This is a genomic window from Veillonella sp. CHU594, from assembly GCF_003992265.1.
In the GTDB taxonomy this organism is placed as follows: domain Bacteria; phylum Bacillota; class Negativicutes; order Veillonellales; family Veillonellaceae; genus F0422.
This window is the reverse complement of sequence record NZ_RQVB01000003.1, coordinates 185,460-198,364: the sequence shown is the minus strand read 5'-3', so window position 1 is coordinate 198,364 and position 12,905 is coordinate 185,460. Positions and strand designations below refer to the sequence as shown.

At 38.6% G+C, this 12,905-nt stretch carries 11 protein-coding genes and 1 other RNA gene; 11 read left to right on the top strand and 1 reads right to left on the bottom strand.

Annotated features, from left to right (window positions below; genetic code table 11):
• Positions 1–23: 23 nt before the first annotated feature.
• From EO111_RS02790 to EO111_RS02775, 4 genes are read left to right on the top strand one after another with little or no spacing between them, the layout of a single operon-like run.
• Complete coding sequence (locus EO111_RS02790) at positions 24–1,184, top strand: 1-deoxy-D-xylulose-5-phosphate reductoisomerase (protein ID WP_127010595.1); 1,161 nt, start codon at positions 24–26, stop codon at positions 1,182–1,184.
• Positions 1,178–2,197 carry an RIP metalloprotease RseP gene (gene rseP / locus EO111_RS02785; protein ID WP_127010593.1) on the top strand — a complete coding sequence of 340 codons (1,020 nt, stop codon included), beginning with the start codon at positions 1,178–1,180 and terminating at the stop codon, positions 2,195–2,197. The genes EO111_RS02790 and rseP overlap by 7 nt, the downstream gene beginning before the upstream one ends.
• 9 nt (positions 2,198–2,206) lie before the next feature.
• Positions 2,207–3,283, top strand: coding sequence for a flavodoxin-dependent (E)-4-hydroxy-3-methylbut-2-enyl-diphosphate synthase (gene ispG / locus EO111_RS02780; RefSeq protein WP_127010590.1), 1,077 nt, complete (start codon positions 2,207–2,209; stop codon positions 3,281–3,283).
• Between the two features lie 35 nt (positions 3,284–3,318).
• Entirely contained in the window at positions 3,319–5,055 is a 1,737-nt protein-coding gene (locus EO111_RS02775) for a proline--tRNA ligase (protein WP_127010588.1), read from the top strand.
• A 569-nt stretch (positions 5,056–5,624) separates the two neighbouring features.
• Here the strand turns inward: EO111_RS02775 and ssrA are convergent.
• Positions 5,625–5,966: a transfer-messenger RNA gene (gene ssrA / locus EO111_RS02770) on the bottom strand.
• Positions 5,967–6,092: 126 nt separating this feature from the next.
• On the opposite strand from ssrA, the gene sigH reads away from it, so the two are divergent.
• Genes sigH through miaB form a run of 7 tightly spaced genes read left to right on the top strand, consistent with a single transcriptional unit; the run spans position 6,093 to position 12,905 of the window.
• The gene (gene sigH, locus EO111_RS02765; RefSeq protein ID WP_127010586.1) at positions 6,093–6,737 is read left to right on the top strand and encodes an RNA polymerase sporulation sigma factor SigH; all 645 of its coding nucleotides are present in this window, start codon (positions 6,093–6,095) and stop codon (positions 6,735–6,737) included.
• A gap of 19 nt (positions 6,738–6,756) precedes the next feature.
• Positions 6,757–6,993 (top strand): preprotein translocase subunit SecG, encoded by a 237-nt coding sequence (gene secG / locus EO111_RS02760; protein WP_127010584.1) that lies wholly within the window; start codon positions 6,757–6,759, stop codon positions 6,991–6,993.
• A 55-nt stretch (positions 6,994–7,048) separates the two neighbouring features.
• Positions 7,049–9,421 (top strand): ribonuclease R, encoded by a 2,373-nt coding sequence (gene rnr / locus EO111_RS02755; protein ID WP_127010582.1) that lies wholly within the window; start codon positions 7,049–7,051, stop codon positions 9,419–9,421.
• Complete coding sequence (gene smpB / locus EO111_RS02750; protein WP_126939072.1) at positions 9,421–9,885, top strand: SsrA-binding protein SmpB; 465 nt, start codon at positions 9,421–9,423, stop codon at positions 9,883–9,885. Before rnr ends, smpB begins: the two co-directional genes overlap by 1 nt.
• Before the next feature lie 13 nt (positions 9,886–9,898).
• On the top strand, positions 9,899–10,726 hold the full coding sequence (locus tag EO111_RS02745; protein ID WP_127010580.1) for a PHP domain-containing protein: 828 nt from the start codon (positions 9,899–9,901) through the stop codon (positions 10,724–10,726).
• A gap of 9 nt (positions 10,727–10,735) precedes the next feature.
• Positions 10,736–11,593 carry a hypothetical protein gene (locus tag EO111_RS02740; RefSeq protein ID WP_009352777.1) on the top strand — a complete coding sequence of 286 codons (858 nt, stop codon included), beginning with the start codon at positions 10,736–10,738 and terminating at the stop codon, positions 11,591–11,593.
• 1 nt (position 11,594) lies between these two features.
• Positions 11,595–12,905: a tRNA (N6-isopentenyl adenosine(37)-C2)-methylthiotransferase MiaB gene (miaB, locus tag EO111_RS02735; protein ID WP_126940331.1), complete on the top strand. Its 1,311-nt coding sequence runs from the start codon at positions 11,595–11,597 to the stop codon at positions 12,903–12,905.

Genomic DNA, 12,905 nt, shown 5'->3' with positions numbered 1-12,905 from the left:
GATTTAATTGTAGGGAGACCTTTATGAAAGCTATAAGTATCTTAGGCTCCACGGGGTCTATAGGAACACAAACTTTAGATGTGATTCGTCAACATCCAGATCAATTCCAAGCAGTAGCGTTAGTAACACATGGAAATATTGATTTACTAGAGCAACAAATTGCCGAATTTAAGCCAATTATGGCTGGTGTTGTAGATGAAAAGGCATATATACAATTACGAGAACGCTATGATGGCTCCACAGAAATTATTGGTGGTAAAGAAGCCTTATCTATAGCGGCAACTTTGCCAGAAGCTATGATGGTAGTCACTGCCGTAGTTGGTGCTGCAGGCATTGAACCTACCATGGCTGCGATTCGTGCACAAAAAACGATTGGCCTTGCTAATAAAGAAACTTTAGTGGCTTGTGGGTCTTTAATTACAAAAGCTGCCCAAGACAATAGTGTTTCAATTTTGCCAATTGATAGTGAACATAGTGCTATCTTTCAATGTTTGGAAGGGCAAGATAGAAGTAATGTAGAAAAATTAATCGTTACAGCTTCAGGTGGTGCCTTACGTCACTGGAAGTCAGACGATTTATATGGGGCAACAGCAAAAGATTGTTTAGCGCACCCAACATGGAATATGGGAAACAAAATTACTATTGATTCCGCTACTTTATTTAATAAAGGCCTAGAGGTTATTGAAGCCCATTGGCTTTTTGACTTTGATTACAATCATATTGATGTAGTGGTACATCCACAAAGTATTGTACACTCTATGATTCAAATGAAAGATGGTGCTATTTTGGCACAGTTAGGGAATCCAGATATGCGTGAGCCTATCCAATATGCGATGACCTATCCGAAACGATATCCATTACAAATGGAGCATTTAGATTTTACCAAAGGTTTAGATCTTCAGTTCATGGCACCTCGGTGGGATGATTTTCCTGCCTTACGACTAGCTTTCACAGTGGGAAAAGAAGGCGGTTATGCACCTGCTGTATTTAATGCAGCCAATGAAATGGCCGTGTATGCCTTACTGGATGAACAAATTACCTATGGACATATATATGAAGTAGTTTCTACCGTTCTCGGGCGGATGATAAATGGCGTGCCTACTTCCATAGAAGAAGTACTTGCTATGGATACTTGGGCTAGACAAGAAGCTACCAAAGAAATACAAAGGAGAAGTGCATGTTAATTACAATTTTAGGAGCTGTCTTCGTATTCGGCGTTATAGTTATGATTCACGAATTGGGGCACTTTCTAACTGCGAAAGCCTGTGGCATGCGTGTTGATGAATTTGCTATCGGTATTGGCCCTAATGTCGTTCAAAAGCAAAAAGGAGAAACACTATACTCCTTGCGTTTATTACCACTAGGTGGATTCAACAAAATTGCTGGTATGGATCCATCGGAAGATGCTGGCGAACGTGGTTTTAATAGTAAACCTGTATGGCAACGATTTATCGTTATCGCTGCAGGTGCTACATTTAACTTTTTATTGGCTATTGTGATATACTTTTTTGTATTCGCGTTCCATGGAACCACAATACCATCTCAGGAACCGATTATTGGAGATATATTAGCAGGAAATCCAGCGGCTACGGCTGGTATCCAAAAGGGAGACAAAATTGTATCCATTAATGGTCAATCCATTAAAGAATGGAAAGATATTACAGAGTCTCTAAAAGGTCATAGCAATCATGTAGTGTCAGTTACCTTAGATAGAAATGGTGAGACTATATCTACGACAGTGATTCCTCGTGAATCTGGTGATAGAGCTGTTATCGGAATCAATCCAGTATTGGAAGTAAAAGAGTATAGTATTGGCGAATCTGCGGTCCATGCTGTATCCCACACTGGATCTACCCTTGCTGATATGGTACAAGGATTGTGGAATATTGTAACAGGGCATAGTAAAGGCGATGTAGCGGGTCCTATCGGTGTCGCACAAATGGCAGGGCAAGTAGCACAACATGGTTTTATCAGTTTGCTACTATTTACTGCATTATTGAGCTTAAACCTTGGAGTTATCAACCTATTGCCAATTCCCGTCTTAGATGGTGGCCACTTGGTGTTATTAATTCTAGAAGGAATTACGGGCCGTAAACTACCAGAGAAGGCATTACAATACATCCAAATGACTGGTGTAGGCCTATTATTATTAGTGTTTGTATATTCTACATTCCAAGATATTCTACGATTATTTTAGAGGTATCCTATGATAGAACGTAAACCGACAAAAGGTATTCAAGTGGGTACCGTTCATATTGGTGATAACGCACCTGTCAGTATCCAATCTATGATTACTACAAATCCTGTGAAAGTAGAACAATCTATTGAGGAAATCAATCGCCTAGCTACTGCTGGTTGTGAATTGGTTCGTTTAGCTGTTCCTGATATGGCTGCAGCAAAAGCAATTAAAGATATCAAAGAGCGTGCGATGATTCCATTAATTGCGGATATCCATTTTGACTATCGGTTAGCACTGCAAGCTATTGACAGTGGGATTGATGGGCTTCGCATTAATCCAGGAAATATTGGTAGTATCGATAATGTTATAAAAGTTGTGGAAAAAGCGAAGCCTAAATTGATTCCTATTCGTATTGGTGTAAATGCTGGTTCTTTACCACAGCATGTATTAGATGCTCATGGTGGGCATCCTACAGCAGATGGTATGGTGGAAACCGCATTAGAACATATTCGTATTTTAGAATCTTTAGAATATGACCAAATGAAAGTTTCTATTAAAGCTACAGATGTACCTTTAATGATTGAAGCATACCGTAAATTATCTAGTAAAATACCATATCCATTGCATTTAGGCGTAACGGAAGCAGGCACTATCAAACAAGGAACGATTAAATCTTCTATCGGTATTGGAACACTCTTAGCAGATGGTATTGGTGATACAATTCGTGTGTCCTTAACGGGCGATCCAATCCATGAGGTCGAAGTGGCAAAAACTATTTTAAGCTCCTTGGAACTTCGTACCTTTGGAGCGACTATGATTTCTTGTCCTACCTGTGGCAGATGTCAAGTCAATTTATTCAATATGGCAGACATTGTTGAAGAACGATTGAAGGCTATAAAAGCCCCAATCCGTGTAGCTGTTATGGGATGTGTAGTAAATGGACCTGGAGAAGCACGAGAAGCTGATTTTGGTATTGCAGGAGGTAAAGGACAAGGTATTATTTTCCGTAAAGGAAAAGTATTAAAAACTGTACCAGAACAAGAGTTGGTAGATACCTTATTTGCTGAAATCGATCAATATCTTTTAACGTTAGAAGATAATTAAGAGTATGAATCATATAGAATATAAAGGAGTATGTTATGTTAGCAAGTCGCTTATATGCACCGACATTACGTGAAATGCCTTCCGATGCTGATGTAATCAGCCAACAGTTAATGTTGCGTGCAGGTTTTGTTCGTAAAGTAGCAGGTGGATTATATACTTATTTACCATTGGCTTGGCGTAGTATTCATAAAATTAATGAAATTATTCGTGAAGAAATGGAAGCTATCAATAGCCAAGAAATCATGATGCCAATCTTACAACCTAGTGAACTATGGGAAGAATCTGGTCGTTGGGCTGCGTATGGCGCAGAAATGATGCGCATTTCTGATCGTCATGGCCGTGAATATTGCTTAGGACCAACTCATGAAGAAATGGTAACTAATCTAGTTCGAGGAGAAGTCAATTCCTATCGTCAATTACCTTTAAGTTTATATCAAATTCAAAATAAATATCGCGATGAACGTCGTCCACGCTATGGATTGATGCGTAGCCGTGAGTTTATCATGAAAGATGCCTATTCCTTTGACATCGATGAAGAAGGTATGAGCAAGTCTTTTTGGGATATGTATGAGGCATATAGTAAAATTTTCAAACGTTGTGGCTTAACATGTAAACCAGTAGAAGCAGATAATGGTGCTATTGGTGGTTCCGGTAGCTTTGAGTTCATGGCTTTGGCGGAATCCGGCGAAGCAGATGTTATCCACTGCACAAAATGTGATTATGCTGCAAATATTGAAATTGGCCAACCAAAAGCATTGGAAGTGGATACAGAAGAATCTAAAGCATTGGAAACAGTATCTACACCAGATGCTAAGTCAATTCAAGCGGTAGCCGATATGTTACAATTGCCATTGGAAAAAACAATTAAAGCAGTAGTCTACAACATTGAAGGTAAAGTTATTCTTGCCATTGTTCGTGGTGACCATGAAGTGAATGAAATCGCTGTACAACGAGCTGTAGAAGGTGGCATTGAGCCAGAAATGGCAACCCCAGAAGACTTAGCACGTATAGGATTAACAGCTGGATTCATTAGCCCAGTGGGACTTTCACAATCAGAAGAGTTTGCCATTGTAGTGGATGAAACTGTGATGAACTTACATAATGTATGTGGCGGTGCTAATACAACAGATGCGCATTATATCAATATCAATCCTAACCGTGATTTCAATATGGATGATATCATTGTGGCACCAATCCGTTTGATTACTCTCGATGATTCATGCCCTAAATGCGGTGGTCAACTTCGCATCGATAAAGGTATCGAAGTAGGTCAAGTATTCAAATTGGGTACGAAGTACTCTGAATCTATGAATGCCACAGTATTGAACCAAGGTGGCCGTCCAACTCCATTCCAAATGGGTTGCTATGGTATTGGTGTAGGACGTACATTGGCAGCTGCTATTGAACAAAGTTATGATGAAAATGGTATTATTTGGCCAGTAGCGATCGCTCCATTCGAGGTTGTTATCGTTCCAATTAATGCGAAAGATGATGCTTTGATGGAAGTGAGCGAACGCTTGTATAAAGAGATGAAACAAGCTGGTGTTGATGTACTATTGGATGATCGTAAGGACCGTGCAGGTGTTAAATTTAAAGATGCAGATTTGATTGGCTATCCTGTACGTATTACGGTAAGTAAAAATACCATCGAATCTGGTGAAGTGGAATTACGTGTTCGTAAAGATGGATCCATAAGCACAGTGAAAATCGATGAAGTGACGACTTCTGTACAAGGATTACTGCGTCTATTAAAAGATGGATTTTCCATATAATTTATGATTATAGTATAATCTAAAAAGAGCTGCTCTATGCGTATATGCGTAGAACAGCTTTTTTGGTTCTATAATATATTTTGGGGGATAGCAATAGCCCTCTAAGGTATATTTTTTTAGATTGTCTTTTATTATTAATGGAATAGCCTTTGTATTGACCATTTACAGGTAATTAAATAGTAGAAGGAGTACTGTACTTGAAACTATTAGATGTAATAACTACACAAGTAGCTGTGGACACAACCATTGAATCTCGGAAGACGCATGGTTATCGCATTTATAAGGCCTCTTGCCCATTTTTTTAGAAAAAATTGCCCATTTTTAAATAAAAATTATATATAAATCAACCTATTCTCACTAGAAATGGCTTAATAAAGCTGTATTCTCACATCAAACCCCGTCACGCACTTTGTGAATTTTGAATGGGCAAAAAATGGGCAAAATTACCTAAACTATACGAACACTTACGAACATTGAAAATAGTATAGAACACTAAAAAACCGCTTATTCATCGGATTCGTGAACACTTACGAACACTTATGAATAAGCGGTTATTTCATTTGGTATTGTGGTGGAGACGAGGGGAGTCGAACCCCTGTCCAAACATGTTGCCCCCTAGACCTCTCCGAGCGCAGTTGATGTTTTAAATTTCGGATAGTGTTTGGACACCAACAACCTAAGCTATCCTAGCTCATGAGGTTTAACTAGCTCTAATTGAGCAGATAGAACTAGCTAGCCCGTAGTTTGACGCCACATCCCTCTCCACGGGCGAGAGAAGGTGTGACGTAGCTTATGCAGCTAATGCAAAATTTTCTTCTGCGTTTAATTTAAGGTTCACTGATTTATGGTCGAGTGAGACACCAGCTCGCTTTCTAAGATACACCCATACCTGTCGAAACCTTTACGTCCCCATATGTTATTGTCTTATAATTATATAGATATATCTTGTGAAAGTCAAATGTAAATATGTACTTTTTTAAAGAGATAGTGTATACTATTAAATATCATTCCTAGTACAGAGTCACAGGAGGAATCCTATGTCATATGAAACAGAAACAGTAGCTGAGTTTGAACGTTTTTCCTCACTAACGGATGAAGAAATTGTTACTATCTATCAACGTGAAAACAATCATTATGCTACTGATTATATTGTACAACGATATAAAAATTTTGTTCGATCTAAAGCTAGGTCCTATTTTTTAATGGGTGCTGATAAAGAAGATATTATACAAGAAGGTATGATTGGTTTATATAAAGCAACGCGCGATTTTAACAAAGACCATGAGGTTAGCTTTAAAGCATTTGCTGAATTATGTATTACACGTCAAATCATTTCTGCCATCAAAGGGGCGAGTCGCCAAAAACATATTCCTTTGAACTCATATGTCTCTTTAAATAAGCCAGCCTATGATGACTCAGAACGAACGCTAATTGAAGTGTTAGAAACAGAAAAGAATCTTGATCCTCAAGAAGTAGTCATCAATAGAGAGCAATATGCTCTGATAAAGGAAGTGATGGAGGCTGTTCTTAGTCCTCTGGAGTGGGATGTATTACGTGGATATATGGATGCCAAGTCGTATCAGGAGATGGCAGAAGAACATCATCGTTCAGTAAAATCCATCGATAATGCATTGCAACGAGTTAAGAAAAAAATGGAAGTTTACTTCGGTCATAACCGTTAATACAGAAAGGAAGAGGTTCATGAGAGATTTTTTAATGGTTGTTGAAATTATTATTTCTATTCTTTTAATTGTGGTAGTAGTAGCACAAACTGGTAAAAGTGCTGGTATGGGCGGTGCTGTTTCTGGCGCAGCAGATTCCGTGTTCGGAGGTAAAGAGCGTGGTGTAGATGGATTCTTATCACGTTGCACGGTGGTTCTTGCTACTTTATTCGTATTAGTTAGTTTAGCTTTAGATTTAGTGTTAAGTTCTTATTAATACATAAAAAATCCTACCCTATGGTAGGTTTTTTTTATAGATATATTGAGGTACTATGAGAGAAGAAATTTTAGGATTTTTTAGAGATATTTGGCCAGAGTCTTATCATATAGAAGATGTGCCTTTCATCTTGGGTTATAAAGATGAGGAGATTCAAGCTTATTTTTCTATGTTACATAAGCTAGAAGAAGAAGGATGCATTCGTATTAAAGACGGTGAATATGGAACCTATCAAAAAACAGAGGACCCTCACCTAATAGGAATTTATAAGGCAAGTAAAAAAGGCTTTGGATTTGTTATGCCTTCGGAAGGTAATTTGCCAGATGTATTCATTCCCAATGGTTGTGCAGGTACAGCTATGCATGATGATGAAGTAGAATATAGTATTAAACGAAAAGGCACTAATGAACGAAATCCAGAAGGCATTATTCGTCGTGTTGTGACTCGAAATACAACTCGTGTAGTGGGTATATTTGAACGACTTACGAAAAGTGGTTTTGTGACACCCCATAATGAACGATTAGGGGATGATATTTATATTCCTTTAGAAGCTACTTTAGATGCTAGAAGCGGGGCCACTGTAGTGGTTGAAATAACGGCTTGGCCAGAAGAAAATCGTAAAGCAGAAGGAAAAATTGTAGAAATTGTAGGGGATAGTTCTACCCCAGATTTAGATGTCTTGTCAGTGATGGCTACCTTTAATTTGCCAAAAGAGTTTCCAAAAGATGTGCAAGAAGAGGCCCGGAAGATTTCTTTCACAGTTACTGATGATGCAGACCGTTTAGATTTACGACACCAAGAAATGATCACCATCGATGGAGAAGATGCAAAGGATTTAGATGATGCTGTGCATGCGAAAGTATTGGATAATGGCAATATTGAATTGGGGGTTCATATTGCAGACGTCAGCCACTACGTGCCAGCTGGATCAATCATTGACCAAGAGGCATACCGCCGTGGCACTAGTGTGTATTTGGTGGATCGTGTCATCCCTATGTTACCAGTGGAACTATCAAACGGTATTTGTTCCTTACAAGCCAAGGAAGATCGCTATGCCATGTCCTGTATTATGGAAGTAAGTCCTCAAGGTAAAGTGTTGCGCTATTCCATAAAGCCATCCATTATTCATATCACTCGTCGTTGTAGCTATAAGGAAATCTACTTAGCCTTAGAAGAGAATATCATTCCTGATGATTTGGCACCACTCATGGCAATGGTGAGGACCCTAAAAACATTGGCATACCAATTAATGAAAATGCGTCAACAAGCAGGGGCCATAAGTTTTGAAATCCCAGAATATAAAGTTCTTTTAGATACTACGGGCATACCGCAAAGAATCGTACGAAAAGATAGAACCATTGCGGAAAAATTAATCGAACAATGTATGTTATTAGCCAATGAAACGGTAGCTACATTTCTTAGTGAACGGTTAGATACCTCTGTGTATCGTATTCATGAAGAACCAAAAGATACGAAGTTAGAACAACTTATTACGGTATTACACCATGCAGGGTATCCTGTAAAACTGCCGACCAAGGTTGAGCCTAAGCATATTGAGGAATTATTACAATCTGTGGCTAGTACAGAGATTGAACCTGTAGTACAAATCATGGTACTTCGTTCTATGCAACAAGCAAAATACAGTTCGGAGAATATGGGACACTTTGGTCTAGCCTCTTCTACGTATACCCATTTTACATCACCTATCCGTCGCTATCCAGATTTGATGATTCATCGACTATTGCGCTATGTCTTAGAAGGCAAACCAAAACGACTCGCGCCGATTGCTGATGAGTCCTATTTAACACATAGTGCCAGTCATTGCTCAGAGCGTGAACAAATCGCTACAGAAGCAGAACGAGAAACTTTGGATATGAAAAAGGTTCAGTATATGGCACAATATGTTGGTGAAAGTTTCGAGGGACATGTAAGTTCAATTACTGCCTTTGGTTTATTTATTGAACTTAATAATGGGGTAGATGGTTTAGTACCGTATAATTTAATGGATGATGACCATTATGTCTTTGACGAGCCACATTATATGGCCTATGGTAGACGAAGTGGAAAGGAATATCACTTAGGTACACCGGTGACAGTAACATTAATTAAAGCTGATACAGAGCTTCGCCAAATCGATTTTGTCATTGGTGAAGTGGAATCCATTGATGGATACTTACGGCGAGGACAAAGTCGTGAAGAGTCACATTCAAAACCAAAACGGGGAAATAGAAAATCCTATAGGAAGCAAAAAGAAGAGAAACGAAAAAGTCGAGATAGACAAACTCATGATATAATAGAAACGACAGGTACCACGAAAGCGGTAGAGCGAATGCTACGCAAGTTGGATACAAAAAAGAAAACAGCATTTTATGAAACGATACACAAAAAAAGTAATCATAAAAAAGGAAAGAAACAGAGGAAACGGTAATGGCGAAAGATAACAATGCATTAATTGTAGATAATCGCAAAGCTAGGCATGACTTTCACATTCATGAAACCTATGAAGCAGGGATTGCCCTTACGGGAACGGAAGTGAAATCCATTCGAGCTGGGCGCATCAATTTAAAAGACAGTTTTTGTCGCATTGAAAATGGGGAACTTTTCCTATACCAAGTGCATATCAGTAAATACGAGCAAGGCAATCAATTTAATCATGAGCCAGAACGGACACGTAAATTGCTTATGCATAAACGGGAGATTCATAAATTATTAGGGCAAGTAAAAGAAAAAGGTTATTCTTTGATTCCCTTGAACTTTCACTATAGTCATGGATATGTTAAAGTCACTATTGGCCTTGTAACAGGTAAGAAAAATTATGATAAACGACAAGATATGGCGGAACGTGATGCAAAACGTGATATTCAGCGCCGTATGAAAGAACAAAATCGTTAAGAAAGGAAAGTCTATGTTAGTCGATTTCCACATGCATACGAATGTATCAGATGGTACATATATGCCAAGAGATTTGGTGGCATTAGCAAAGGAAAAACATTTACAAGCTATTTCTATTACAGATCACGATGAAGTAGGAGCCTATGCGCAATTAACGGCAAATGATAGAACAGGGATTCAAATCTTTCATGGTTGCGAGTTTAGTACCTATTACCATGAAAAAGAAGTTCATGTGTTGGGATATCAGTTTTCCTTAGATCATCCAGAACTACAGGATTATATTTCTCATTTTAAAGAAGTGCGACGCTCTAGAATTCATAAAATGGTAGATAAATGTGCGGACGCAGGCTATGATATTTCCTACGAGGAATTAGTAAATACATTCACTGATGCAGTGTCCTTTGGACGCCCTCATATTGCGCAATTACTTATTGCTCATGGGTATGTGGAAACCGTAGGAGAAGCCTTTGATACGATGTTAAACCCAAAAGGTCCTTGCTTTGTACCAAAAGAAAAGTATGAGCCTCAACAAGCCATTGATTTGATTCATCGTGCTGGTGGTATAGCTGTACTTGCACACCCGAAACTAGTAGAGAATGATACCTATGTGAATGAGTTACTAGACCTACCATTTGATGGTATCGAGGTGTATCATTCTAGTCATTCCACCAAGGATAGTACTAAATATCGCAAGATTGCAGAGACTCGAGGATTGTTAATATCTGGTGGATCCGACTTTCATGGCATTCAAGATCGTTTCCCTGAAAGTATCGGTCTTGGAGAATACGAAATACAACATGAGTGGGTAGCTAATTTTATGAAAGCCTTACAAGGCGCATAGAGGTGTAGTATGGATGTAATCGCATTTATTGGCCCTAGCGGAACAGGTAAAAGTCATAGAGCATTGGTGGTGGCACATGAACATCACGCATCTTGTATCATTGATGATGGAATTTTAATTCATAATAATCGCATTGTAGGTGGTTTTTCTGCAAAAAAAGAAGAAAATCGCATTAAAGCAGTTCGACGTGCTATCTTTCAGGATAAAAAACAGGTAGAAAGCGTAAGAAAAGCGCTAGATGAAATTCAACCAGAACGCCTTATGATATTAGGTACGTCGGAAAATATGATTGGAAAAATTACAAAAGCCCTCGGCATCCCTGGGCCGTCCTATTATATCCATATTGAAGATGTAGCCACCCCGAAAGATATTGAAAAAGCACAACACGCTAGATTAAAGGAAGGAAAGCATATTATTCCCGTTCCAACTGTTGAATTGAAGCCTCATTTTAAAGGCTTTTTAATTGACCCTATTAAATCTTTCTGGCGAAGAACTAGATTATCTTCGAAACAAGATGAAGGATGGGAAAAATCTGTTATCCGTCCAGCTTTTAGCTATTATGGAAAACTAGTTTTTGAAGATGCAGTGATTCAAGCACTCATCAGGAATAGCATTGAAAAATCTCCAGGTGTGACAGATGTACGCAGTATGGACATTAAGAAAAGTAAAGAAGTCACTAATGGTTTAATCTTACAAATTGACGTTACCGTTATGCTAGGATTCGTGGTAAAGGAAATCATGGATACCTTGCAAAAAACGATACGTCAAGAAATTGAATATATTACAGGCATGTCTATCGAAAGGCTTGCCATTAAGGTAGGTGGCACCATTGAGCCATCAAAAGTAAAATACAAGCATAAGGAGTAATATGAAGTCATACTATATTTATACATATGGTTGCCAAATGAATGAAAGTGATTCAGAACGATTGGCACATCAATTAGAGTCTGTTGGATATGTACCTACAGAAGATGTAGATTCATCGGATTTGATTATTTTAAATACTTGTTGCGTTCGTGAAACAGCGGAAAATAAAATTTATGGCCGTATTGGCGAGTTAAAGCATTTGAAAGAAAAGAATAAAAACTTAATCATTGCCATCACTGGCTGTATGGCACAAAAAAACCAAGCGGATATGTTCAAACGAGCACCTCATATTGATATTGTATTGGGTACGCATAATATCCAACATATCAATGAAATGGTAAAAGAAGTGCAACGTACGAAAAAACGCCAAGTCAATGTAGAAATGGATAACACTGTATTACCAGAACTGGCGGCGAAACCAAATGGTACTTTCTTTGCGTGGGTACCAATTATGAATGGTTGTAATAAGTTCTGTACCTACTGTATCGTACCTCATGTGCGGGGCCGTGAAATTAGCCGTCCTGTAGAGGCCATTGTGAAGGATGTGCGTGAACTAGGTGAAAAGGGCTTTAAAGAAGTCACTTTGTTGGGACAAAATGTAAACTCCTATGGTTTGGATTTTAAAGATGGTACAGACTTTGGTACTTTAGTAGATGCCTTAGATGGCATACCAGGTATTGAGCGTATTCGTTATATGACAAGCCATCCCCAAGATATGACGAAAGGCATGGTAGATGCCTTAGGTCGTTCTTCTAATATTGTGACGCAGTTGCATTTACCAGTGCAGTCTGGATCTGACAATATTTTGAAACGCATGAATCGTCATTATTCTGTGGAACAATATAAAGATTTGTTGCAATATTGCCGTAAAAAAATCGATGGAGTTACTATCACTACAGATATTATTGTGGGTTTCCCTGGAGAAACAGAGGAAGATTTCCAACAAACATTGCAATTATTGAAAGACGTACGCTATGATATGGCATTTACTTTCATTTATTCCAAACGCTCTGGTACACCAGCAGCGGAGTTTGAAGAACAAGTGCCTGAGGAAGTGAAACGTGTTCGTTTACAAGCCTTAATGGACGTGCAAAACGAGATTTCCCTCGAGTTGAACCAAGCCATGGAAGGTAAGGTGTACGATATTATTGTAGAAGGACCTAGTCGTACCGATGAAAACATGTGGTTTGGTCGTACATCGGGCAATAAAATGGTCCTATTCCCTAAACAAGAATCTCTAAAAATTGGGGATACCATCGATGTACGTATCGATAAAGGGCAAACGTGGGTATTATACGGCACTGTACTATAG

Bases quoted from the DNA above. Each gene is read 5' to 3' on its own strand.
- smpB (WP_126939072.1), top strand. From the start codon at position 9,421: ATGGCGAAAGATAACAATGCATTAATTGTAGATAATCGCAAAGCTAGG.
- EO111_RS02775 (WP_127010588.1), top strand. From the start codon at position 3,319: ATGTTAGCAAGTCGCTTATATGCACCGACATTACGTGAAATGCCTTCC.
- EO111_RS02790 (WP_127010595.1), top strand. From the start codon at position 24: ATGAAAGCTATAAGTATCTTAGGCTCCACGGGGTCTATAGGAACACAA.
- rnr (WP_127010582.1), top strand. From the start codon at position 7,049: ATGAGAGAAGAAATTTTAGGATTTTTTAGAGATATTTGGCCAGAGTCT.
- EO111_RS02745 (WP_127010580.1), top strand. From the start codon at position 9,899: ATGTTAGTCGATTTCCACATGCATACGAATGTATCAGATGGTACATAT.
- miaB (WP_126940331.1), top strand. From the start codon at position 11,595: ATGAAGTCATACTATATTTATACATATGGTTGCCAAATGAATGAAAGT.
- EO111_RS02740 (WP_009352777.1), top strand. From the start codon at position 10,736: ATGGATGTAATCGCATTTATTGGCCCTAGCGGAACAGGTAAAAGTCAT.
- secG (WP_127010584.1), top strand. From the start codon at position 6,757: ATGAGAGATTTTTTAATGGTTGTTGAAATTATTATTTCTATTCTTTTA.
- sigH (WP_127010586.1), top strand. From the start codon at position 6,093: ATGTCATATGAAACAGAAACAGTAGCTGAGTTTGAACGTTTTTCCTCA.
- ispG (WP_127010590.1), top strand. From the start codon at position 2,207: ATGATAGAACGTAAACCGACAAAAGGTATTCAAGTGGGTACCGTTCAT.
- rseP (WP_127010593.1), top strand. From the start codon at position 1,178: ATGTTAATTACAATTTTAGGAGCTGTCTTCGTATTCGGCGTTATAGTT.